The sequence below is a fragment of the Hungatella effluvii genome, assembly GCF_003201875.1.
In the GTDB taxonomy this organism is placed as follows: Bacteria; Bacillota; Clostridia; order Lachnospirales; family Lachnospiraceae; genus Hungatella; species Hungatella effluvii.
Window position 1 is genome coordinate 67363 of the sequence record NZ_QJKD01000007.1, and the last position, 22390, is coordinate 89752.

Below are 22390 nucleotides of genomic sequence, written 5' to 3' on the forward strand. Positions count from 1 at the left end.
ATAGTTATAACAAAATGCGGTCCGAGTTGCAACCTTCTTACGCCGCACGATACCAGGAGAATTTACTGTTTGCATTTTTCTTTGTCAAATTTCTCTTATGGTTCTTCTTGTGGCCTGGAACATATCTGAATAAGACTGGTATATTTTTTCACACGGTTTAATTGATAGAAAATAATATAATAAATCTAGTATTGACAAAACAATAGAGAAGGAATAATATAAGGGTATAAAGTTCGTATAAAGAACTTGAAGTTCATATAGAGAACTAAGACGAGGGGGTGATCGGAAAAAAGAAAATAAACATATGTATTTCCGGATAGGTATAATGATCCGGCAGATTATCAGTGGGGGAAGTTTACCAGAAGTTAAAAGGAGAAAGGAAGGTTCGTATGAAATTGAAAAATTTAGGGTGGCTGGCGTTTGTAATCGGCCTCGTAACCGTAATTCCATTAACGCTGACGGAAAAGTTACCCGGCGATCTTATGGGGTGTTTCGCATTGATGTTTGTTCTCGGTATCGTCTTTGGCGAGATCGGAGACAGAGTAAAGTTTGTCCGCGACTGGATGGGTGGGGGCCCAATCCTGTGTGTATTTGGACCGGCTTTGCTGATGTATTTCGGGATTCTTCCTGCAGGGCTTAAGGATATTATGAAGAACTTCATGGATAACATTAATTTCTTTGCATTCTTCATTTCCATCATGATCGCGGGGGCGATCCTATCCCTGTCGAGAAAAATTATTATCAAGTCCACATTAAAATTTTTACCGGCCATTTTAGGCGGTCTTCTGATGTCGAGTCTTCTGGCATTTCTGGTGGGAGCAGTCACCGGTTACGGTGGAAAGAACGCTTTGTTTAATTTGGCAATACCGATCATGGGCGGAGGTGTAGGAGCTGGCGCGCTGCCGCTTTCACAGATCTATTCCGGCCACTTTGGGGGAGAGTCGGAGACCATTCTTTCGGTATTGATGCCGGCGGTAGTACTTGGTAATGTGGCTTCAATAATTCTGGGAGGCATATTAAACCGTGTAGGAAAAAAGAAGCCCACGCTTACGGGCAACGGCCAGATTCTTAAAATTGCGGATCCGGAGCTGGCGAGAGAGCTGGAGGAAGAGGATAAAGAGATTAACGGAGCACCGATTACCTATGAAGGTCTGGGAGCAGGATTCTACGTTGCCATGATTGCTTACATGGCGGCCCTCATTGTTAACAAGTTTGTCTACAGCGGGCTTCATACATACGTTTACTTAATTATCATTCTGACCCTGGTCAAGGCATTTGGTCTTCTTCCCAAGCACCTTGAAGTCGGTACGATCCAGTGGTCCAGAACGTGGACAAAGAATCTGCTCTATGCGGCGCTGATTCCAATTGGAATATCCAATATTGATATCGGTAAAACCATTGAAGCGCTGACGAATCCCATCTATCTGGTTCTGGTCCTCGTGATTGTTATCGGCGCAGCTATTGGTGCAGGACTTGTTGGTCATTTTATGGGGCTTTATGAGGTAGAGGCAGCCATTGCAGCGGGACTTTGCATGTCAAATATGGCCCAGACCGGTGATCTGGCTACCCTGGCGGCGGCAGATCGCATGGAACTGCTTCCATATTCCTCTTATTCGTCCAGAATCGGAGGTTCCGTCGTGCTGGTGCTGGCGGGAATTCTGCTAAATTTTATTCATTAACAAAGAGTACAGGAGGAATTGATTCATGTATATCAATCAGGAAAAATGTGTGGGCTGTGGTAAGTGTGTGCCATACTGCCCCAGAGATGCGATACAGATCGAGATGAGAAAGGCGGTTATCGATTTAGACGCATGTGTGGAATGTGGTGTCTGCCTTAAAAATGCCGGATGTCCTCGGGATGCCATCTATAACATTCATCTGGAAGCGCCCAGAGCGTACCGGAAGGCATTTTCGGATCCATTTGGAAAACATGAGAATACCGCCCTCAAACATGCGGGAAGAGGGACGGAGGAAGTAAAGACCAACGATGTGACAGGCGTAGTACATAGCCTTGATATGATTACATTCGCGGTGGAGCTGGGACGCCCGGGCGTCGGATCGACGTTCCGTGATCTGCAGACAATCCTGCAGGCGGCAGCCCCTTATGCAGAAAAGTTTGAGGTTAATAATCCGGTTACTTCGCTGATTATAGACAAGGAAAAGGGAGTTATCGAACCGTCTGTGCTGGATGAAATTGTTATGAGCGCTATCGTGGAGTTTTCCTGCAGACTGGAGAATGCAGACTCGGTGCTTCGGGCACTTAAGGAGGCTTCACATCACATTGATACGGTATTCAGTCTCTGTATTATCTGCCGAGTAGATGAGAGGGACGATTCCCTTCCGGTCATGGATATTATAAAAGAACTGAATCTGGACCTTCACGCAGCATCGGCTAAGACGAATCTCGGCCTGGGAAGGCCGCGCTACGAAGACAGGATTAAGGAAGGGGGTGCCGCGTTATGACACATACGCTACACAGAGTAAAGACCCGCTCCGGGCAGACGGACGATTATGTGGTATTAATCATGCCGGCACGCGGAATTAATAATCAGAACAGTGTTGAGGTATTTAAGAAATACCTGGATCTTATGGCTCAATTTGATCCGGTTAATATGGGGGCCATCGGCTGCGGTAATTTTGCAACGCATACTTTGGAGGAGATAAAGGCGAACTTAAAGCCGGAGGTTCCTATGGTTCATGGAGTATTTGATACCAGAGACAAGCTGATTAAAGTCATGAAGGCTTTAAAGGAAGCCGATTACGGATATTCCGTTGTTGTTTCAGGACTGGTGGATGATGTGGACTGTTGTGCAAAAGCGGCTGGTATTAACCGTCATTCTGTGGATATTTCCCTTGGAATCTGGGGGAATGTGGATAAACTTCCTGAGACTCAGATTTTGGAGATCACCACCATGTGCGGCCATGCCATGATATCGGCTGGCCTGGTCACAAAGATGGTGGAAGACATAAAGGCTGGCAGAAGGACTGCAAAGGATGCTGCGAATGAGTTATCGAAGCCCTGTGCCTGTGGTATCTTTAACCCGCATAAGGCTGAACGGCTGCTTTTAGAGCTTGCAGAAAAATTATAGGACGGAGGGGGATACGTGATTAAACTCAAGTTTTTTGGCCTGGGGGGCCAGGGAATTGTGACTGCAGCGAAGACTCTGTCCGAGGCGGTTTCCATCTATGAAGAGGAGTATGCGATAACTGTTCCGGCCTATGGACATGAACGGCGCGGAGCGCCAGTCAATACCAGCATTATGATAGACAGCAAACCGGTTCTGTTAAACTGTTTTGTCTATGAACCAGAGATTGTCCTTGTATCTGACGCAAGCTTTCTGACGCGGGAAATAGATATTGGAGCAGGCATCTCTGGAAATGCGGTTCTGGTACTCAACACAGGGAACGAGGGCATCGCAGGACAGTTTAAGGAGAAGTTCGGATTCAAAGAGGTCTATTATGCGGATGCCACGAGTATTGCATTAAAGAATATAAAGAGAAACATTCCCAACAGCGCCATGCTGGGGGTTCTGGCGAGGACTGGAATCGTAAAAATAGAATCCGTGATGGCGGCCGTTAAATCTACCTTTGGAACAAAGGCGGGCAGTGCAAATGCGGATGCGGCAAAGGAGGCTTACGATGAAACTGGAAAGATTTAGAGCTGAAGGGCCGATAGCCACCGTATTTGGGGCGGTGAATACAGGTTCCTGGCGTCAGGAGTATCCGACGGTGGATTACGAGGCCTGCATTAAGTGCGGTACCTGCCAGAGATACTGCCCTGTTGACGCCATAACAATTCGTGCAGATCAGGAGGAATGTGTGGCATTTGCCTGGGATTTCTGTAAGGGCTGCGGAATCTGTGCCAATGAATGCCCGAAAACGTGTATTAAAATGGCGCCTGTGGGAGGTGAGAGATAGATGGCTCAGTATAAAATGTTGGATGGCAACGCGGCTGCGGTACAGGCCGTAAGCATGGCCGGAGTCAAAGTGGTTTCCGCATATCCGATTACACCCCAGAGCCCCATTGCGGAAAAGCTGTCAGATTTGATTGCACAGGGAACGCTGGATGCTAAATACATCCGTGTAGAATCTGAGCATTCTGCCTTAAGCTGCACCCTGGGAGCTCAGCTCACCGGAGTCAGGGCGGCAACAGCGACAGCATCGGTCGGCCTAGCGCTCATGCATGAAATCTGCAACGCGGTATCCGGTATGCGTGTTCCCATGGTTATGCCGGTGGTGAACAGGGCTCTGGCGTCGCCATGGAGTCTCTGGTGCGACCACCAGGACAGTATGGCGGAACGAGACAGCGGCTGGCTTCAGTTCTATTGTGAAAATGTGCAGGAGATTTATGATCTGCTGCTGATGGCATACCGAATTGCGGAACACGAGAAGGTTTTGCTTCCGGCGATGGTATGTTTTGATGGCTTTTTCCTGTCTCACTCCATGCAGAAGGTGCTGGTTCCGGAGCAGGAAGCGGTGACAGAATTTATCGGACCGTACCAGAAGAAAAATTTCTGGCTGGATCCAGCCGATCCGGTATTTATCAATGATCTCATCTCTCTGGAAGAGTTTACGGAGATGAAATATCAGATGATGAAGGGGTTTGAGGCCGCGGAAGAAGTATTCGGAAAGACGGCGGAAGAGTTTGAATCCAGATTTGGACGAAAGCTTCAGATGCTGGAGGGATACAGGACAGAGGACGCCGAAACAATTCTGGTAGGTATGGGGTCCATGATGGGAACCATGAAGTACTTTGTCAACGAGCAGCGGGAAAAAGGTGAGAAAGTCGGGGCGGTAAAGGTAACGTGTTTCCGGCCATTCCCGGCAAAGCAGATGAAGATACTTGCACAGAATGCGAAACGGATTGCCGTGTTCGACAGAAGCGCCGGTCTGGGCGCCATGGGAGGACCTCTCTTCCAGGAGACGGTGAGCGCCGTGGGCGGAGGCTGCATTGCGAAGGATTACATAGGCGGGCTGGGCGGCAGAGATGTAAATCCGGCAACAATACAGCGTATGTATGACGATATTCTGCATGCAGAAGCTGCTTCAAATATTCCGGTGTGGATTGATACAAAGGAGAATCCAATGGATATCAGGGAGGTGCTCAGATATGTATAAGATCGTAACAGAAGCGAAGGGCCTTGTATCCCATGGAGTAAATGCATGCGCCGGCTGCGGCTTAGAGCTTGTTTTTCGCAATGTGGTCCAGGCTTTAGGAGAGGACACGGTCGTCATTATTCCGCCTGGCTGTGCAGCGCTTTTCAGCGGTATTGACAATGTAACGAACATGAAGATCGCCGGTTACCAATGCAACCTGGAAAATACAGCTGCGTCGGCCGCAGGGGTGCGGGCCGGACTCGACGCACAGGGAAATACTCATACGACGGTCCTGGCTTTTGCCGGAGACGGCGCTACTGCAGATATTGGTCTTCAGTCGCTGTCGGGAATCATGGAGCGCGGCGACCGGGTGCTCTACGTCTGCTATGATAATGAAGCCTATATGAACACGGGGATCCAGGGGTCCAGCGCCACGCCATACGGTGCCAATACGACTACGACTCCTGCAGGTAAACCCACATATAAAAAGGATCTGCTGAAAATCGCTATTGCCCACCACATTCCGTACGCAGCTGCGTGTTCCGTTGCAAATCTGCCGGACCTGGTGAAAAAAGTAAAGAAGGCCAAAGGTGTGGATGGCCCCGCGTTACTGCACGTACATACGCCATGTCCTACCGGCTGGGCATATCCGCCTGCGAAATCTATCGAAGTATGCAGAATGGCGATTGAAACGGGGGCCTGGGTTTTGTATGAATACGAAAATGGCCGGATTACAGTGAACAGAAAGGTAAAGGAATTAAGGCCAATCCGGGATTACTTATCGCTCCAGGGGCGTTTTAAGAAGATGACAGAGGTTGATATGGAAGTTTTACAGAGAGAGACGGCTTCCAGATACAGAGAGCTCCTTGCGTCAGAAGGCTGAATGGAGGAGGAGAGATGGAGAAGGAATATCGCATTCTTATTACAAATGGGGGCTCTACCTCTACCAAGATTGCTGTACGTGAGAATCATGAAGTACTTTTGTCGGTATCCGTTAAGCATACGACTAAAGAGCTGGAGCAGTATCAGACCATCTGGGATCAGTATGATTACAGAAAACAGGCTGTTTTAAAAGTGCTTGAGAAAGCCGATATCAAATTGGATTCTCTGGATGCCCTGGTGACGCGTGGAGGTAATATGCGGGCCGTGGAAGGGGGGATCTATGAGATCGGAGAACAGATGCTTGGGGATATGAAAAGTGGTCTCTATGGCTCTCATCCATGTTCGGTCTGCAATCAGATTGCCTATGATATGGGAAAAGAACTGGGAATCCCGGCCCTGGTTGTGGATCCGCCCATGACGGATGAACTGTGCAGTGAAGCCAGGTTTTCTGGCAGCGCTGCCATTCAGCGGATATCCAGCTTCCATGCGCTGAACCAAAAGGCGACGGCGCGGAAGATCTGTGCGAAAATGGGGAAAGCCTATGAAGATACGGATATGATTGTCGTTCATCTGGGCGGAGGCATATCGGTAGGCGCTCATAAAAAAGGCCGCGTGATCGATGTCAATAATGCCCTGGATGGCGACGGTCCATTCTCGCCGGAAAGATCCGGGGATTTGCCGGTAGGGGATCTGATACGGCTGTGCTATTCCGGACAGTACACTTGTCAGGAGATGTTGCGTCAGGTCAATGGGCGCGGCGGCCTTGTCAGTTACTTGGGAACCGCGGACTGCTTAGAGGTGGAACAGCGAATCAAAGAGGGGGATGAGCTGGCTGGAGCCGTCTATAGGGCCATGGCGTATCAGGTAGCAAAAGCGATCGGAGGAGCGGCTACGGTTCTGTGCGGCCACGTGGAGGCCATTGCATTTACCGGCAGCCTGGCATTTTCAGAGTGTTTTACCGGGCTGATAAAAGAAAGAATCGGATTTATTGCACCAGTCTATCTTTGTCCGGGTGAAAATGAGATGGAGGCGTTGGGAGACGGCTGTCTTCGGTACTTAACCAGCCGGGAAGCGAAAAAGGCATATCCATATACAGATCGGGAGGCAGATGATGATAAAACGGATCAGAGAGATTGAACAGTATTTAGACAGAGAAAATCCGAGAGTGATCGGAGTTGCCGCGGCCGAAGATCAAGATATCATGGAACTTGTAAAAGAGATGGGAAAACGCCGCATTGCCCGGTTTGTATTGGTAGGAGACGGCGGCAAAATCACAGAACTTCTGGAGGACAACGGTATTTCAGAAGACACAGCAAAAGTAGTAAACTGTCAGGATCACGGTGAGGCGGCCAGAACCGTTGTGAGCCTGGCAAAATCCGGTGAGTGCGACCTTATTATGAAAGGGAACCTTCATACATCAGTATTTTTAAAAGCTGTACTGGATAAGGAAAACGGATTGAACACCGGAAAGCTGCTGTCGCAGATCACTGTATACGATAAGCTCGATGAGGATGGGATTCAGTTAATGACAGACTGCGCCATGGCCATAGAGCCTGGACTGGAAGACAAGAAGGCGATCATAGAAAACGCGGTGGAACTGATGCGCCGGCTGGGATATGACTGTCCCAAAGTAGCGCTAGTATCAGCCCTGGAAGTGGTAAATCCCAAAATCCCGGATACAATGGAGGCCGCGATACTGAGCAAGATGTGTGACAGGGGCCAGATAAAAAACTGTATTGTCGATGGTCCTCTGGCGTTGGACAACGCCGTATCAGAAGAGGCGGCTCGTCACAAAAATATTACAAGTCCTGTAGCGGGACACGCGGACATTCTGGTGTTTCCTAATTTACAGGTGGCAAACTGTGTCTTTAAAACGCTTATTTTTTTCGCAAAAATGGACACCGCCGCAGTCATCATGGGAACAAAAGCACCTGTAGTCATGACCTCGAGAACAGATACCGTAGAAAATAAAATGTTGTCAATTATGTTTTCCATCTATTTGTCAGGAAAGCCAGATGTCAGTCATTCATAAAATTGTCTTACTGCTTTTCTGACAAAACCAGAACACAGCGCCAGCTTGCCCGTGACCAACCGGGCGAACCGGCGCTGTGTTCCCATCTATTGATGCACCGCATTCTGCTTCCTGTACTGATTCGGACTTATCCCCGTAAACTTCTTAAATATCTGCGAAAAATACGACTGCGAGGCAAATCCCGTGCTGGCTGCGATCTCGGCAATCGAATAATCCGTCTGTGTGAGCAGATCCTTGCTTATTTGAAGACGGCGCTGGATCAGATAGGTGATGGGCGACATTCCCAGATACTTGGAAAAGGTGTGCGATAAGTAAAACTTGTTGATGTGGGTAGCATCCGCCAGAGAATCCAGGGTGATCGGCTGTGCGTAATTTGCATCCAGATACCGTTTGGCGCTGGCGCATTCCTTGGGCATGCGGGAGGCATCCGTGGAGATGATGCCGAACTGGTCATTTCTCGTAATATAGATGAGAATAACTTCCAGAAGGTCGTGGCATACCTGTTCGTAACCGTTCTTTTTTTCCTTGATCTCACGAAGCATCAGCTGGGAGAAATTCAGCAGGTTCTTTTTTTCGGCGGAATAGTTATAGTAACCATAGTTTTCCGGGACATCCGGAGTGCCGAAAGAGAAGGTCAGGCCCTCGACGCCGAATACGATATACTCTAACGGTTTGGAATCCATAGACTTCTCCGTGTGTTCCACATTGGGATTGACGATGACCATATCATTTTCCTTAACCGTGATCAGCCGGTCTTCCACCAGGAATTTTCCCAGGCCGCTGATGACATAGAACAGCTCGGTAAAATGATGGGTATGGGGAAGACTCTGCCAGTCGCCTTCGTATTTGGAGGTGGAGGCGTACAGGAGCTGGAAATTCAGTTTTTGGAGTGTTTCAAGATTTTTATCAAAATTCAATCGTTCGTTACTCATAGGGCTACCTCTTTAAATTTTACAGACCTTTTAATTATCTTGCCTGGAAATCGCAAAGTAATAATAAATAAGCCGTTTCTCATACGTAAAAACACCAAATAAAGTCCTTTTATACTGTCTATTATAGGTGATTTGGCCATGAAAGAAAAGCTTTTTATTATTACTGGAGCAAGATATATAAAAAGTAAGAATCACACGGGGCATGCCTGTGGATGCCCTTTCTTCCACTTATTGTCAGCTTTATTTAAGAATATAGTTCTGGTATTGGTAAGGTGTATATAGTATACTGTATTGTATTACATTTCTTATTATAAGGAGGAAACTATGAAAAAATTTTTAACACTTCTTTTGAGTGCGGCCATGGTATTATCCCTGGCAGGATGCGGCGGCGGAAAAGACGCCAGGACGATTTATGATGAAGCTTCCAAGAAGACTTCGGAACTTCAGGAAATGGATATCGAGACAACGGCTGCCATGACGATGACTCAGGGGGATCAGACCATCGACTTATCGACAACCATGGATATTCAGATGACAGGCGCGAATACGGATGATATGAAGTATCTGGCAGCCGGAAAGACCACGATGGCGGGTCAGGATATTGATATGACGATGTACTACGAAGGCGGCTATTACTACATGGAGACCATGGGTCAGAAGATCAAGTACGCCATGGATTTAAACCAGCTCATGGAGCAGGTAAAGCAGAGCACGGAAGGCGCCAACATGGAATCTTCTTATATGAAGGAAATCAAGGCGAAGAAGGACGGAGATAATCAGATCCTCACATTTACGGCTGACGCGGAAAAGATGGACTCCTATGTACAGGATATCATGGGCAGCATGAGCGGAGCGGTTGCTGGAGCGGAAGATATTGATTATAAGATCAAATCGGCCAGTGGGGAAGCGGTTGTGAATAAAGACGGCTATTTCTCAAGCATGAATATCAAGATGAGCATGGATATGACGGTTCAGGGGGAGACCGTTGGCGTGGAGATGGATACCAACGCTATTTATCATAATCCGGGCCAGGCGGTCACATTGACTGCGCCAGACCTGGAGGGCTATCAGGAAGTCGATCCTGCGGCTCTGGGAACCCAGCAGTAAGCAGACAGCGCTGCACATTCTCATAAGAAGAATGTGCAGCGCTGTTTTATCTTGCCATGCTTTATTCTGGAAGAACGATGGAATCGTCATTGGAGCGCTCGAGAGTCGCATTGCTGTACTGCGTGATGGTTTTGACTGTCTTGCCGTCGATTTCCTGTCCATAATCGTAAGAGAGGCAGTATTCGATCGTCAGCAGGCGTCCCGATGAATCGATGACGGCTTTCAATGTCTCGGCCGTATAATTCCGGTCGGTGGCCTCGGCGCCGGTCTCCTCCAGTTCCTTCTGCTTTGACTCCAGAGAGCTTCTTTCATACTGCTTTAAGTCATCTTTTGTCAGTTCCCGCTGATACCAGTCCATCGCTTCGCCGTACATGACCTTAGAGGGAAGGGAAGATTCCTTAATCTGCTCGGGGCTGCGGCTGAGCGAAATCGTGGTCCAGCCGCCATCCTTATCGATGGAAGCTTCTGCGAAGTCTTCCGGAGCGATGCGGTGCCCGTAGATCCACAGGCGCTTTTTATAGTCTTCGTTTCCGGAAGGGCTGTCGGTGGTGTCGTAAACCCAGCCTTTCTCCAGCAGTTCGGGATGACTGCCCGTATCACTGTCAGCGTTGGAGGGGGTATGGTACTCGTCTTTCTCCTTGTCAAATATCCGGTAATAGTGATCGCCGCCAAGAAGCTTATGCTCTACGGTCAGAGTGGAGCTTTTGTCACTGGAGGTGGTGGTAACATAGTAGTCACGGCCGCCGTCCCCGGAGACACAGATATACGTGGTCTTCTGGCCTTCATAGCTTTTCTCATCGAAAAGTGCACCTTTGGAGATCGTAAATTCATAGCGGTCCAGGGCCAGATCGTGTTCAATCGCGGCATTGATGGCGTCTGCCGCTTCCTGCAGTTCGTGTTCCCTGGTTTTCCCGAAACAGCCGGAGACCATAAGGGAAGCGGCTGCCAGAGCGGCGGCCGGAACCAAAAGCCATTTACTTTTCCATAACATCGTAATCCCTCTTTATTCTTCGATGACCTGGATTTCCAGAAAATCGAAATCAATGTGTTCGATAAAGTTGTCCTGATAAAAACGCGCCTTGTCATGAACCTTAAACTCGTGAATGGTGGCATCCAGCCAGATCGGCTTTCCCAAATCAAATTCATAGCAGATATCATCAAGAGCCTGGAAAACCATGGCGGTTCTGGACATCGAGTAATCGGAGATGCAGATAACGGTATCCCGGACGAGTCTCGTGTCTTTTATAATCTTAGCCCACATGCGAAACATAGAATCTTCCTCCTCCCGTATATCTGTGGTTTTTATAAAAAGTATATGCAGTTGATTATATCATCCTGGCGGGAAGCAGTGCAAGGGGAAAAACTTGAGATTAAAAATTTGTAAAAATGAATAGAATATGATAGAATCAAGTTAGCGTTTTTTGTGGAATAAAATCGGATAAAACCGAAGGAGGACGACGACGAATGGCACAACCGATAACAGACCAGGTCGGATTCCTGTCAGAGGCATGCAGAGCCGTACAGGAGCTGTCTGCGAGCAAAAATTCACTGGATAAAATACGCCTGGATGAGAAGCGTCTGGAGAAAGAACTGGAGGCGGAAAAGAAGGCAGTGACGGATGCGATCAGTCTGACTGTGAAGAAGCGTATGGAAGAAATTAACGGTTCCTACGATAAGGAGATAGCAAAAGGGCAGGACCGGTTAAAGCGGGTTCGGAGCAAACGGGAGAAGGCGAAGAGCCAGGGCGTGAAGGAACGGATTGAGGAAGAGACGAAGGAACTGCGGGATGACAACCGGGAACTGAAGCTGCAGATGAAGACGGCGTTCCAGCAGGACCGTGTGCCGCGTTTCTGTAAATCCACATGGTACTACTCCCTGTATTTTACCAGAGGATTCTCAGAATTTCTGATTTTACTGGTGACGATTCTGATTTGCTTTCTTGCGGTTCCGTGGGGAACTTACATGCTGCTTCCGCAGAAGTCCAACTACTATCTGGCGGGGATCTATTTTGTGGCTGTCGTTGTCTTCGGAGGACTCTATATTCTGATTAATAATAAGACAAAGGTGCGCCACCAGGAGACGCTTAAGCAGGGACGGAAGATCCGCGATTTAATGCGGACGAACGATAAGAAGATCCGCGTCATTACCAGCGCGATCCGGCGCGATCGGGATGAAGCTGTGTATGATCTTGAAAAGTATGACGACGAAATCGCTCAGATCGAGCAGGACCTGGCGGATATCACCAGCAAGAAGAAAGAGGCGTTAAATACATTTGAGAAGGTGACGAAGACCATCATTTCCGATGAGATTGCCGGCGGAAGCAGGGAGAAGATCGAACGGCTGGAGGCTGAGCTGCGCCATGCCACGGATGAGGCCAAGGAAGCCGAGGTGAAAGTGAAGGAGCAGACTCTCTTTATCACGGATAATTATGAATCATATCTCGGAACGGAATTCATGGTGCCTGAGAAGCTGGATGAGCTGGCTGATTTTATACGGATGGGTAAGGCCACTACGATCAGTGAGGCGGAAGCGCTTTATAAGAGTGTAAAGGGATAACGAATATATAATAAGAGAAAGACGCGGTGCAGAACTTCTATTGCAGCAGATAGAAGTTCTGCACTGCGTCTTTCTTATTGCTGCTTTTTAACTTCCGGCTACGGCAGCCGTCTCTGAAGCAGATCCCAGTCCGAGTTTACGATCAGTTTCTCCGGAAAGGAGATGCTTTTTAACATCTTTAAGGCCGCGTCGTGGCTGCCGACCGCGTATTTGGAGTGGGCGTCGGAGCTGACCAGTACGGAGACGCCGTATGCCATGCAGAGCCGGGCGACGGTTTTACAGTTCTTATCGCTTCCGGGGCGGACCGTGAAGGAGTTGGAGTTGATCTCGATTAATTTTTCCTCCTGGGCGCATGCCTTGATGACGGCCTCATAGTCGCATTGAAAGACCGGATTCCCGATGTGCCCCAGACAGTCCACATCGGGATTTTTCAAGACCTCGATGAGCCCCCGCGTGTGATCCGCCGGTGAGGCGGGGGCAATAGCCTCCGCGTGATAGGAAGCAATGACAATATCCAGATTCTTTAAAATGGATTCAGGCAGGTCCAGCTGACCGTCATACGACTTGATATTCACTTCGGCGCCCTTGTAAAAACGAATACCGTAGAGCTCGTTCGGAAGGTTTCGTAAACACAGGAAGTGAAGCTCCATGGCGCCGTCCAACATCCCGGGACCGTGATTGGTAATGCCAAAGGCTTTAAAACCTTTAAACTTTGCGGCCATTGCCATCTCATCCAGAGTGCTGTAAGCGTGCTGGCTGACGCTGGTATGCATATGTAAATCCGCGATTGTTTTCAAACATACCCCTCTTTTCTTCTTATATAATTTTGTAGTAAGATAAACTTATTATAATGTTTAGTAAACAAAAAATCAATACAATCTGAAAAAAATACGAAAAAACTTAAAAATAATATAAACTTTACAAAACATTTACTTATAATTTTATTGACAAAATTAGTCAACATGCTATAATCTAACTATAAAACATCAATAAATACGATGAAAAAAGTGATTTAGCACAAACTAATGTTAGGAAACTAATAGAAACAGGGTAGAGAAAAGTTTACTAAACAGAAGTGAAAAACAAAAAGTAAAGTCAAAGTCAAAAGCAAAAGGAGGAAACAATGGGAAGCGTATATGCAGAAGGGCAGGAGTATCACCTGCAGATCAAGGAGGGAGATGTCGGCCGGTATGTAATCCTGACCGGTGATCCGGGAAGATGTGAAACCATTGCAGGGCTGCTTGACCGTCCGGAGAAAAGGGCGGCAAACCGGGAGTATGTTACCTGTACCGGATATTTAAATGGGGAGAAGGTCAGCGTGGTGTCCACCGGAATCGGTGGGCCGTCGGCGGCCATAGCCCTGGAGGAGCTGGCGCACTGCGGGGCTGGCACCTTTATCCGCGTTGGAACCTCGGGAGGTATGCAGCCGGAAGTACTGGGGGGAGATGCGGTAATCGCCACAGGAGCTGTGCGCATGGAAGGCACGAGCAGGGAGTACGCCCCCATCGAATATCCGGCAGTTGCGGATTATCAGGTGGTTATGGCTCTCAAGGAAGCAGCAGACGCGGCCGGACAACGCTGCCATCTGGGCGTCGTGCAGTGTAAGGATTCCTTTTACGGTCAGCATGATCCGGATACCATGCCGGTAGCAGATGCGTTAAATTCAAAATGGAAGGCCTGGGTCCGGTGCGGCGCGCTGGCAAGCGAGATGGAGTCCGCGGCGCTGTTTACGGTCGGATCAGTCCGCAGGCTTCGCATGGGTACGGTGCTCCTTGTCATAGGAAACCAGACGAGGCGGGAGATGGGACTTGAGGATATCCAGTGCCATGACACCGGAAAAGTGGCAGAACTGGCCGTGGAGGCCATGAAGCGGTTAATAGAGCACGATAAAACCAATCAGAAAAATTATGGAGGGAAGACATTATGAAGAAAAAAGGCAGAGCATTGACGGCAGTATTACTGGGGCTGACCATGGTGATGAGCCTGGCTGGATGCGGTCAGAAGAAGGAGAACACAGCCGATACGGCAGCGGCAGGCAGCGAGGCGGCTAAGACGGAGGAAAGTACGGGTGAGAAGAGCACGTCTGCGGAGATGGAGACAATTACCTTAAAGCTGGGCTTTAACGGAGATTTCCTCACAATGCCGGAAGCGGTACTGGGAGCTGCGGAGAATTTAAATAAGAAGTACGAGCAGGAAGGAAAGAACATCCGGATCGAGTTTGAGACGGATTATCAGACCATCGACAACAGTGAATACCATAACAACATCGTGTTTGCACATAAGAGTGGGGACGCACCGGATATCTTCATCTGTGACGCCGATGTGGCCGGATTCGTAAAGGCCGGATGTGTTCTGGATATCACGGATGTGATGAGTGATGCATTCGTAGACGGCGTATTCACACCGACTATGGTGGATGGAAAGGCGTACGCCATGCCTTTCGACCTGCCGCTTCGTGTAATCTATTACTCCAACAAGGACCTGGCGGATATCGGATGGAGCCAGGACGAGATCGACGCGTTGCCGGAAAAGATCCGGGACGGGGAATTTACTCTGGAACAGTTTATGGATCTCTGCAGTGAAGTGGTAGAAAAAGGCGGAGCGAAGTACGGTCTGGTTCACAGACCAGGAGCCGGCAATGACTTTTTCGATATGTTAAACGCGTTTGGCGGTCAGTATTACGATGAAGACGGCAGCCTGGTGTTTGATGAGGCCGGAATAACGAGATTTTTTGAGAGCATCTACGAAAATGCCAATACGACGAAGATCACACCTCCCAACTTAAACCAGCTGGGTTGGGATACAATTAATAAGATGGTAGGTACGGGAGAAGCCTTCGCCTACTACGGTCCGATGTTCTCCGCGACGTATGTGGCGCAGGCGGCAGGACTGGAGACGGAAGAGTTTGCGAAGAATGAGACGTTTGTGTTATTCCCGAAATCCGAATATACGGATGCCCCGTTTGCAACGGTAGCGCCTCAGATGATGGCGATCAGCGCCGATACAAAATATCCGGATGTCTGTAAGGATATTTTCCGCGAACTGGCCGGCGATTCCAACTCTCTGTTAGCAAAACATGCAGGCACCATCTACACGCTGTCCTGTATCAAAGAAGCCAATAAGAACCCGGAAGTGACGGAGAATCCGATCCTTAAAAATGTAACTTACATGGCAGATTACGCAAGGTCCGTTCCGGCAATCAACAATTTATCTTCCTTAAAGAGCGAGATGTTCACACAGATTGTCTCCCTCGAACTGGGACAGACGACTCCGGAACAGGCGGTTGCCGACTTGAAGACTCAGATCGAACTGAATGTTGACAATGTAATTTTCAAATAAAAACAGTAAGGTTTGCCGCTGCTGTGCCAGGGGGTGTGAAAGATTCCGGCGCAGCAGCATTTAGGAAGGCGGTTCCTCATGAAAAATAAAAATGGACAGGCATATATGTTTTTAACGCCTTTTTTGATTTTGGTGACGATTTTCTATGTGATCCCGGCCGTACTGACTGTGGTGATGTCATTTACGAATCTCGATTCCTCGTTTGTGTGGGAATTTAACCATTTCAAAAATTTTATTAAGATATTTAAAGATCCAAATACGCTGGTCATTGTAAGAAATACCCTGATCTTTGTCGGGGTAGCAATTGTGGCGACGGTTTTCTTAAATCTCCTGTTCGCCGTACTCACTACATATTTCGTTAAGACAGAGCGGTACTCCAGCATATTTAAGGCGATTCTGATGATCCCCATGATCACACCGGCTGTTGTGTATTCCGTACTCTGGATCTGGCTGTTGGAAGCCGGCGAGGGAGGAATGGTTAACCGGGTCTATTTATCCTTTGTGGACTCCCAGCCGATTAACTGGATTGCCAAATATCCGATGCAGATTGTCCTCTGTGCGACGATTCTCGTCAATATCGCGTATGGAACCATTATATTTTCCAGCGCGATCAAGAGCATTCCGGAAAACCAGTTTAAGGCAGCCCATGTGGATGGGGCGGGAGAATGGGAGATTATCAAAAGCATTATCATCCCTAATATCCGCTACCACATCCAGTTTATCGCCCTGTGGGAGGCGCTGGGGCTTCTCACAAACTACGTGACGATTCTCCTCATCACCAACGGCGGACCCGGAATCCAGACCGAGGTCTGGTCGCTGTCGGCCTACCATAAGGCGTTTAACGACCAGCAGTACGGATACGGCGCGGCTATTTCCCTGATGCTGATCCTGGTGGTACTGGTTCTTATGATCCTGATGAACAAAGTCATGCAGAAGCAGAATGAAAGGTAGGGGGGGAGAACGAATGGCAAAGGTTACGTTAAGCAAGACGGAGAAAAAGAAACAGAATATCGCTATCGCGGTATTGGTTCTGCTCTGTGCACCGATCCTGTATCTGTATATCAGCTTCTTCGGCCTTGCGTTTTTTAATGCGGATGGCGCGTTTACATTAAGCAATTTCGATTTTCTGTATAAGCCCATGAAGCTGAAGCAGACAACGATTCAGCCCATTGGAAAATCATTTGTAAATACGGTTTATTTTACAATCATAGTCACTCTGAGTGAAGTGGTCATCAGCTGTCTGGCCGGGTATGCGCTGTCGAGACTTCAGTTCCGGGGAAGGAAGGCGATTCAGTATTCGCTTCTAATTCTGAGGATGTTCCCGAACCTGCTCTTACTCATTGCCGTGCTTTATGTTCTGATTGCACTGCATATTGTCAATACCATGGTGGGCGTCATCCTGGTCGCCATCGCATTCCGGATTCCGGGGTCCACCTTTATTATTAAAAACTTTTTTGATGGGATACCGAGGGATATTGAGAATTCCACGCTGGTGGACGGATGCAGCAGGCTGAGCGGTTTCTTCCAGGTTATTATCTATCTGGTAAAGCCGGGCATCGCCTCGATCTCGATTTTCTCATTCCTCAGCGCATGGTCCAACTATATTTTGTTTAACACGCTGATTTTTAATTCCAAGACGCCGGTTATCGCCACATACCTCCATTCCCTGTCGCGGAGTGAGCAGATGATCGCGGATTACGGTGTATTTGCGGCAATGGCAATCGTATACATGCTGCCGGTATTCGTATTTTTCGTTATATCTCAGAAACAGTTGATGGAAGGCAATATCGGAGGCGGAAAGGGAGTATAATTATGATTTCAATCAATAAACTGCGTAAGGAATTTGACCAGGGCGTCGTGGCGCTGGACAGTATCGATCTGGAGATCCGGGACACGGAATTTGTCGCGCTGCTGGGGCCGTCGGGCTGCGGCAAATCCACAACCTTAAACTGCATCGCCGGACTTTTGGATGTGACCAGCGGACAGGTGATGTTTGATGATGCGGATGTGACGAACAAGGCTCCAAAGGACCGGAATATCGGTATGGTATTCCAGTCTTACGCCCTGTATCCCCATTTAAAGGTAATTGATAACATTGCGTTCCCCTTAAAGCAAAAGGGCGTATCGAAGGAAGAACGCCATAAAAAGGCGAGGGAAATGGCGGTAAAGCTTCAGATTGAGCATCTTCTGGACCGGAAGCCGACCCAGCTCTCCGGCGGCCAGCAGCAGAGAGTGGCCATGTGCCGCGCCCTCGTGAAGGAGCCGAAGATCCTGCTCTTAGACGAGCCGATGTCTAACCTGGATGCCCGATTAAAGATCGAGATCCGCGAAGTAATTAAGAAGATTCAGCAGGAGCTAAAGGTTACATCAATCATCGTGACCCATGATCAGGAAGAGGCCATGGCAATTGCGGACAAAATTGCCATTCTTGACAACGGAAGAATCCAGCAGTACGATACTCCTGAGATGCTTTATCAGTATCCCGCCAACTTATTTGTAGCTAATTTTATGGGGAATCCACCCATGAATTTTATTGATGCCAAGCTGGAGACGGCCGGGGAGAAGCTTATGTTTACCATTGGGGAGTCTTCCGTGGAGGTATCCGGGCAGCTTCTCGAAAAGCTGAGACCCCACACCGGCAGGCCGGTTAAGCTGGGAGTTCGTTCCCATCAGATTAGGGTAGGGGCGGAGCCGGCGGCCAATACCTTGCCGATGGAGGTACAGATGGTGGAGAACCTGGGCAAGGAACTGCTCTTGAGCGGGGATGTCCACGGCTGTCATGTGCGGGTATCGGTGGATGATACGTCTGCCTCCGGGCGAATGAAGGCGCTGGTGGGCGACAGTGAAAAACGGGTATATCTGCGGTTTGCGGATTTTATAAATGTGTTTGACTCTGAGACGAAGGTGAACCTTGTATTATGAGAGAATTATTAGAACATGCGGACCGGGTGCTGATTGGCGGGCACCGGGGCTGTGCCTGCCGTTACACGGAGAATTCCATAGAAGCCATGGAGCACGGCCTTCTGTCGGGCGCGGATTACCTGGAAATTGATATTCAGCTGACGAAGGACGGTGTGCCCGTGGTCTATCACGATACCGCTCTGGAGAAACGGACCGCTTTGCACGGATACGTTCACGAGCATACGCTGGACAGGCTGCGGGAGAACTGCCCGGGCCTCTGCACCTTTGAGGAGGCCATGAGATGGGGCTGCGAAAGAGAAGCGTGGTTCGCGCTGGAGATTAAGACGGTTCCCCTGGATATGCAGGAAGTAAACTTCCGCCTGCTGGAGGCCATGGTTCCTGTTCTGGAGAAAACAGGCATGAAGAAGCGTGTATTCGTATTTGGTCCGGATTATCAGGTCCTTAAACGGATGAAGCAGCTGGATTCGGAGGTGGAGATCGGCCTGATCGTCCCCTTTATCCCGGCGGACCCTGTGGAGCTTATGAAGTCTATGGATGCGATGGTCTATTTAACGTATATCTATAATATAACGCCGGACATGATATGCAGACTCAAGGCGCATGGATATTATGTGAGCGGTGCTATATTAAGGGAAGAAAAATGGATGGAACGGGCATACGCATGCGGCGTAACTATGTTTGAAGCTGATGATCCGGGAAAGGCGCGCAGACTGGGAAGCGCAGGACCAGAGGAAATCGCGTGATTGACGTATAGTGATGATTCTGATATGATAAAAAATAGTAAAAACAGGTGAAGGAAGGGGTGATGTGTGTGGCAACATTATTGGATATTGCGGAGAAGGCCGGCGTGGCCAAGTCTACGGTTTCCAGAGCGCTGAGGGAAGATCCGACGCTTTCTATTACAGAGGAGACGAAGGAAAAGATCTTTTCCGTGGCGGAAGAACTCCAGTATAAGATGAAACAGGAGAAGAAATTAAAACGATGCCGGAACATTGCGATCGTTCATAAGGACACACATTTCATGAACCAGATTGATAACGCGTTCTATTTCTCGATCAGGAGTGCCGTCGAGGAAACGTGCTATCAGAAGAATATCGGGTTCACATTTGTCCCTTATTCCTTCCTGGATTCGTTTGACCGACAGATCGACGGAGCGCTGGTCGTGGGGAATTTCGACCGGAAAGAGGTGGATACAATCTGTGCCGCGGTGAGGACCGGCTGTATGGTGTTTGTGGGCAAGGTGAATTACTATCCGGACCGCATGGACTGGATCTCTTACAGTATTAAGGATTGTGTTTATAAGGCCATGGGGCATCTGGCAGCCATGGGACTTAAGGATATTGCCTATATCGGCGGGTATGACAGCGAGGATACACCGGAGGAATTCAGCAAGTTTTCTTATTTTAAAAAGTTCATGGCCGAGCAGAAGCAGCTTCATTTTGCCGGTTCCATGGTCGGGGAACACGGCGTGGAGAGCGGTTACCAGATGATGAAACGCTGGCTTGGCGAGAAGAAGGCGGTTCCGGATGCATTTTTCGTATCCAACGATCCGATTGCCATCGGAGTGATCAAGGCGCTGAATGAGGAAGGAATCTCCGTTCCGGACAGCGTATCGGTGATTTCCATAAACGGGGACAGCTCCGGCGAATTTTCGTTCCCGGCTCTGACCACGGTCGATGTCCATACGGATGCCATGGGGCGGGAAGCGGTGGAGATTCTGGAGGAACGGATCGAAGGAAGGCGGAAGCTGATTAAAAAGGTGGAATACCAGGTGACGCTGGTGACGCGTGGAAGTGTGGGGAAAATAGAGTAAGAGAGTAATTAGTATTAGCAAAACAACGCAGGATATCGGTTCGTAACTGATGTACCTGCGTTGTTTTTCGTAGTTTTAATCGAAAAAATAAAATTGTTTATTTAGGCTAAAAGGTAAAAAAAATCCGGATTTTGGTAAAAATATACTGTTCAATTGGGAGGAAAAAATGACTATAATTTGACTATAAATACTTAGGAGGTATTGAAGATGAAAAAAAGATGGCTTAGTATACTATTGACAATCAGTATGACAGCTGTGCTGACGGCCTGCGGGGGAAATAGCGCGGTACAGGAGACCAAGCAGAGCGCTGTAGAGAGCACATCGGTAGGGGAAGAGGCACAGACAGGTGAGGGGACAAAAGAAGCGGCTGAATCCACCGAGGAACCGGTTACGCTCTCCATGTGGCATATTCAGACTAACGCAGAGGATTTGACGGCAAAGGCACTTTTGGATGCGATTGCACTCTATGAAGAGACCCACCCGAATGTAAAAATTGTACAGGATGCTACTCAGGGGGAGCAGTATAAAGTGAAAATCCGTACGGCGGCCGCCAGTGACGAGCTTCCTGATATCTTTTTTGCCTGGGGATACTCATTTGCTGAAGATTTTGTAAAATCGGGAAAAGCCCTGCAGATGGATTCCTGGCTGGAGGATGGGACAAAGGATAAGATAAAACCAGGCCTGCTCAGCGTTCTCTCCTACAACGATGCCGTATACGGCCTGCCGGTAGATTTTTCCGGAATGCTGATGTACTATAATAAAACTGTATTTGAGGAAAATGGTTTGGAGATTCCTGATACGTACGAAGATCTGGTAAATGTGGTGGATGCCTTTAAACAGAAGGGAATTGCTCCAATGATTATGGGTGGTAAGGCCATGTGGCCTCTGACCGCTATGTTTGAAGATTTTTCTATCCGCACTGTAGGCGCAAAAACCTGTCTTGATGTGGTATCGCAGCAGGATACCATTAACCAGGAGGGATTCGTAAAGGCTGCGGATTATTTACAGAAGTTTTTGTCCAATAAGACACTGACTGAGGACAGCATGACAATGATTCCGCCAGAGGCCAATACGAAATTTGCTGCGGGTGGTATCCCCATGACCTATAATGGAACGTGGTCTATTGGAGTATTTGAAGGTGAAGGCTCTCAGGTGAAGGATCAGTTGGTGGCAAAACCCTTCCCGTTGATCGGAGGCGAGCTTAATAATCCAGAAGAATATGTGGGTGCATCTTTATCCGGATATATGGTTTCTTCTGAGACGAAGTATCCTGATGTGGCAGCAGACGCAGTGAAGTTTATTACGGAGCAGGCGGCAAAAAATTTATATCAGTCAGGAGCGGGGTTACCGGCGTGGGACGTTGAGGTAGATGAATCGCAGCTGAATCCATTGATTATTGCCGTAAATGAGTTATATGGAGGCATGACCAGGGGCGTAGCCAACTGGGACACCCTGCTTCTGGCAGATTACGTGGAGGATTATAAGAATACGACCACGATGCTGACTATGGGGGATTTGTCACCGGAAGAATATACTCAGGAAATGGCGGAAATTCTGGGGAAGTAAAAAACGGATGAAACCTGGAAGAGGAGCTGCTGTAAATCTGCAATCAAGTTTACAGCAGCTTTTTGTTTCATCCAATGGCGGAAATTTGACTTAGTCAGGAAACGCAGCCTGTTGAGTCGAAAGATCCGGATTGGAAGAGGGGAT

At 48.5% G+C, this 22390-nt stretch carries 23 protein-coding genes; 19 read left to right on the forward strand and 4 right to left on the reverse strand.

Annotation, left to right across the window (positions count from 1 at the left end; translation table 11 throughout):
* Positions 1 to 389: 389 nt before the first annotated feature.
* Genes DFR60_RS14520 through DFR60_RS14560 form a run of 9 tightly spaced genes read left to right on the forward strand, consistent with a single transcriptional unit; the run spans position 390 to position 8011 of the window.
* On the forward strand, positions 390 to 1679 hold the full coding sequence (locus tag DFR60_RS14520) for a 2-hydroxycarboxylate transporter family protein (protein WP_110323517.1): 1290 nt from the start codon (positions 390 to 392) through the stop codon (positions 1677 to 1679).
* A 25-nt stretch (positions 1680 to 1704) separates the two neighbouring features.
* Positions 1705 to 2463, forward strand: coding sequence for a DUF362 domain-containing protein (locus DFR60_RS14525; RefSeq protein WP_110323519.1), 759 nt, complete (start codon positions 1705 to 1707; stop codon positions 2461 to 2463).
* A complete protein-coding gene (locus DFR60_RS14530) occupies positions 2460 to 3089 on the forward strand; it encodes a hypothetical protein (protein WP_110323520.1) in 630 nt (209 codons plus the stop codon). Before DFR60_RS14525 ends, DFR60_RS14530 begins: the two co-directional genes overlap by 4 nt.
* A gap of 15 nt (positions 3090 to 3104) precedes the next feature.
* Positions 3105 to 3659, forward strand: coding sequence for a 2-oxoacid:acceptor oxidoreductase family protein (locus DFR60_RS14535; protein WP_110323521.1), 555 nt, complete (start codon positions 3105 to 3107; stop codon positions 3657 to 3659).
* The gene (locus DFR60_RS14540) at positions 3640 to 3918 is read left to right on the forward strand and encodes a 4Fe-4S binding protein (RefSeq protein WP_110323522.1); all 279 of its coding nucleotides are present in this window, start codon (positions 3640 to 3642) and stop codon (positions 3916 to 3918) included. The genes DFR60_RS14535 and DFR60_RS14540 overlap by 20 nt, the downstream gene beginning before the upstream one ends.
* Entirely contained in the window at positions 3919 to 5118 is a 1200-nt protein-coding gene (gene porA / locus DFR60_RS14545; protein WP_110323523.1) for a pyruvate ferredoxin oxidoreductase, read from the forward strand.
* Positions 5111 to 5980 (forward strand): thiamine pyrophosphate-dependent enzyme, encoded by an 870-nt coding sequence (locus DFR60_RS14550; RefSeq protein ID WP_110323524.1) that lies wholly within the window; start codon positions 5111 to 5113, stop codon positions 5978 to 5980. The genes porA and DFR60_RS14550 overlap by 8 nt, the downstream gene beginning before the upstream one ends.
* A 14-nt stretch (positions 5981 to 5994) precedes the next feature.
* Positions 5995 to 7116, forward strand: a complete 1122-nt coding sequence (gene buk / locus DFR60_RS14555) for a butyrate kinase (protein WP_110323526.1) — start codon at positions 5995 to 5997, stop codon at positions 7114 to 7116.
* Positions 7088 to 8011: a bifunctional enoyl-CoA hydratase/phosphate acetyltransferase gene (locus DFR60_RS14560; protein WP_243005077.1), complete on the forward strand. Its 924-nt coding sequence runs from the start codon at positions 7088 to 7090 to the stop codon at positions 8009 to 8011. Before buk ends, DFR60_RS14560 begins: the two co-directional genes overlap by 29 nt.
* A gap of 86 nt (positions 8012 to 8097) precedes the next feature.
* Here DFR60_RS14560 and DFR60_RS14565 read toward each other — a convergent pair whose 3' ends face one another.
* Positions 8098 to 8943, reverse strand: coding sequence for an AraC family transcriptional regulator (locus DFR60_RS14565; protein WP_002605491.1), 846 nt, complete (start codon positions 8941 to 8943; stop codon positions 8098 to 8100).
* A 324-nt stretch (positions 8944 to 9267) separates the two neighbouring features.
* On the opposite strand from DFR60_RS14565, the gene DFR60_RS14570 reads away from it, so the two are divergent.
* Positions 9268 to 10050 carry a DUF6612 family protein gene (locus DFR60_RS14570; RefSeq protein WP_110323529.1) on the forward strand — a complete coding sequence of 261 codons (783 nt, stop codon included), beginning with the start codon at positions 9268 to 9270 and terminating at the stop codon, positions 10048 to 10050.
* A 61-nt stretch (positions 10051 to 10111) separates the two neighbouring features.
* Here the strand turns inward: DFR60_RS14570 and DFR60_RS14575 are convergent, their stop codons facing one another.
* A complete protein-coding gene (locus tag DFR60_RS14575; RefSeq protein WP_110323530.1) occupies positions 10112 to 11041 on the reverse strand; it encodes a hypothetical protein in 930 nt (309 codons plus the stop codon).
* 12 nt (positions 11042 to 11053) lie between these two features.
* Positions 11054 to 11320, reverse strand: a complete 267-nt coding sequence (locus DFR60_RS14580; protein WP_110323532.1) for a hypothetical protein — start codon at positions 11318 to 11320, stop codon at positions 11054 to 11056.
* 194 nt (positions 11321 to 11514) lie between these two features.
* Here DFR60_RS14580 and DFR60_RS14585 point away from each other — a divergent pair, with 194 nt between their 5' ends.
* Entirely contained in the window at positions 11515 to 12606 is a 1092-nt protein-coding gene (locus tag DFR60_RS14585; protein ID WP_110323533.1) for a hypothetical protein, read from the forward strand.
* A 98-nt stretch (positions 12607 to 12704) separates the two neighbouring features.
* Here the strand turns inward: DFR60_RS14585 and DFR60_RS14590 are convergent, their stop codons facing one another.
* Entirely contained in the window at positions 12705 to 13403 is a 699-nt protein-coding gene (locus tag DFR60_RS14590) for a phosphatase (protein WP_110323535.1), read from the reverse strand.
* A gap of 326 nt (positions 13404 to 13729) precedes the next feature.
* Here DFR60_RS14590 and udp point away from each other — a divergent pair, with 326 nt between their 5' ends.
* The 8 genes from udp to DFR60_RS14630 all read left to right on the forward strand — a co-directional run bounded on the left by udp (position 13730) and on the right by DFR60_RS14630 (position 22246).
* Positions 13730 to 14533 carry a uridine phosphorylase gene (gene udp, locus DFR60_RS14595; RefSeq protein ID WP_110323536.1) on the forward strand — a complete coding sequence of 268 codons (804 nt, stop codon included), beginning with the start codon at positions 13730 to 13732 and terminating at the stop codon, positions 14531 to 14533.
* On the forward strand, positions 14530 to 15945 hold the full coding sequence (locus DFR60_RS14600) for an ABC transporter substrate-binding protein (RefSeq protein ID WP_110323537.1): 1416 nt from the start codon (positions 14530 to 14532) through the stop codon (positions 15943 to 15945). Before udp ends, DFR60_RS14600 begins: the two co-directional genes overlap by 4 nt.
* Before the next feature lie 78 nt (positions 15946 to 16023).
* Positions 16024 to 16896, forward strand: a complete 873-nt coding sequence (locus DFR60_RS14605) for a carbohydrate ABC transporter permease (RefSeq protein ID WP_002605500.1) — start codon at positions 16024 to 16026, stop codon at positions 16894 to 16896.
* Between the two features lie 13 nt (positions 16897 to 16909).
* The gene (locus tag DFR60_RS14610; RefSeq protein ID WP_110323538.1) at positions 16910 to 17755 is read left to right on the forward strand and encodes a carbohydrate ABC transporter permease; all 846 of its coding nucleotides are present in this window, start codon (positions 16910 to 16912) and stop codon (positions 17753 to 17755) included.
* Positions 17756 to 17757: 2 nt separating this feature from the next.
* On the forward strand, positions 17758 to 18867 hold the full coding sequence (locus tag DFR60_RS14615; RefSeq protein ID WP_110323540.1) for an ABC transporter ATP-binding protein: 1110 nt from the start codon (positions 17758 to 17760) through the stop codon (positions 18865 to 18867).
* On the forward strand, positions 18864 to 19610 hold the full coding sequence (locus DFR60_RS14620) for a glycerophosphodiester phosphodiesterase (protein WP_110323541.1): 747 nt from the start codon (positions 18864 to 18866) through the stop codon (positions 19608 to 19610). Before DFR60_RS14615 ends, DFR60_RS14620 begins: the two co-directional genes overlap by 4 nt.
* A gap of 62 nt (positions 19611 to 19672) precedes the next feature.
* Positions 19673 to 20680 (forward strand): LacI family DNA-binding transcriptional regulator, encoded by a 1008-nt coding sequence (locus tag DFR60_RS14625; protein ID WP_110323542.1) that lies wholly within the window; start codon positions 19673 to 19675, stop codon positions 20678 to 20680.
* Between the two features lie 207 nt (positions 20681 to 20887).
* Positions 20888 to 22246 carry an extracellular solute-binding protein gene (locus DFR60_RS14630; protein WP_110323543.1) on the forward strand — a complete coding sequence of 453 codons (1359 nt, stop codon included), beginning with the start codon at positions 20888 to 20890 and terminating at the stop codon, positions 22244 to 22246.
* The last annotated feature ends 144 nt before the right edge of the window (positions 22247 to 22390 follow it).

Coding starts and splice junctions, on each gene's coding strand:
- DFR60_RS14565 (WP_002605491.1), bottom strand. CDS start 8,943: ATGAGTAACGAACGATTGAATTTTGATAAAAATCTTGAAACACTCCAA.
- DFR60_RS14620 (WP_110323541.1), top strand. CDS start 18,864: ATGAGAGAATTATTAGAACATGCGGACCGGGTGCTGATTGGCGGGCAC.
- DFR60_RS14550 (WP_110323524.1), top strand. CDS start 5,111: ATGTATAAGATCGTAACAGAAGCGAAGGGCCTTGTATCCCATGGAGTA.
- buk (WP_110323526.1), top strand. CDS start 5,995: ATGGAGAAGGAATATCGCATTCTTATTACAAATGGGGGCTCTACCTCT.
- DFR60_RS14570 (WP_110323529.1), top strand. CDS start 9,268: ATGAAAAAATTTTTAACACTTCTTTTGAGTGCGGCCATGGTATTATCC.
- DFR60_RS14575 (WP_110323530.1), bottom strand. CDS start 11,041: ATGTTATGGAAAAGTAAATGGCTTTTGGTTCCGGCCGCCGCTCTGGCA.
- DFR60_RS14540 (WP_110323522.1), top strand. CDS start 3,640: ATGAAACTGGAAAGATTTAGAGCTGAAGGGCCGATAGCCACCGTATTT.
- DFR60_RS14580 (WP_110323532.1), bottom strand. CDS start 11,320: ATGTTTCGCATGTGGGCTAAGATTATAAAAGACACGAGACTCGTCCGG.
- DFR60_RS14525 (WP_110323519.1), top strand. CDS start 1,705: ATGTATATCAATCAGGAAAAATGTGTGGGCTGTGGTAAGTGTGTGCCA.
- DFR60_RS14600 (WP_110323537.1), top strand. CDS start 14,530: ATGAAGAAAAAAGGCAGAGCATTGACGGCAGTATTACTGGGGCTGACC.
- DFR60_RS14560 (WP_243005077.1), top strand. CDS start 7,088: ATGATGATAAAACGGATCAGAGAGATTGAACAGTATTTAGACAGAGAA.
- DFR60_RS14530 (WP_110323520.1), top strand. CDS start 2,460: ATGACACATACGCTACACAGAGTAAAGACCCGCTCCGGGCAGACGGAC.
- DFR60_RS14630 (WP_110323543.1), top strand. CDS start 20,888: ATGAAAAAAAGATGGCTTAGTATACTATTGACAATCAGTATGACAGCT.
- DFR60_RS14585 (WP_110323533.1), top strand. CDS start 11,515: ATGGCACAACCGATAACAGACCAGGTCGGATTCCTGTCAGAGGCATGC.
- DFR60_RS14625 (WP_110323542.1), top strand. CDS start 19,673: ATGTGTGTGGCAACATTATTGGATATTGCGGAGAAGGCCGGCGTGGCC.
- DFR60_RS14615 (WP_110323540.1), top strand. CDS start 17,758: ATGATTTCAATCAATAAACTGCGTAAGGAATTTGACCAGGGCGTCGTG.
- DFR60_RS14520 (WP_110323517.1), top strand. CDS start 390: ATGAAATTGAAAAATTTAGGGTGGCTGGCGTTTGTAATCGGCCTCGTA.
- DFR60_RS14605 (WP_002605500.1), top strand. CDS start 16,024: ATGAAAAATAAAAATGGACAGGCATATATGTTTTTAACGCCTTTTTTG.
- porA (WP_110323523.1), top strand. CDS start 3,919: ATGGCTCAGTATAAAATGTTGGATGGCAACGCGGCTGCGGTACAGGCC.
- DFR60_RS14610 (WP_110323538.1), top strand. CDS start 16,910: ATGGCAAAGGTTACGTTAAGCAAGACGGAGAAAAAGAAACAGAATATC.
- udp (WP_110323536.1), top strand. CDS start 13,730: ATGGGAAGCGTATATGCAGAAGGGCAGGAGTATCACCTGCAGATCAAG.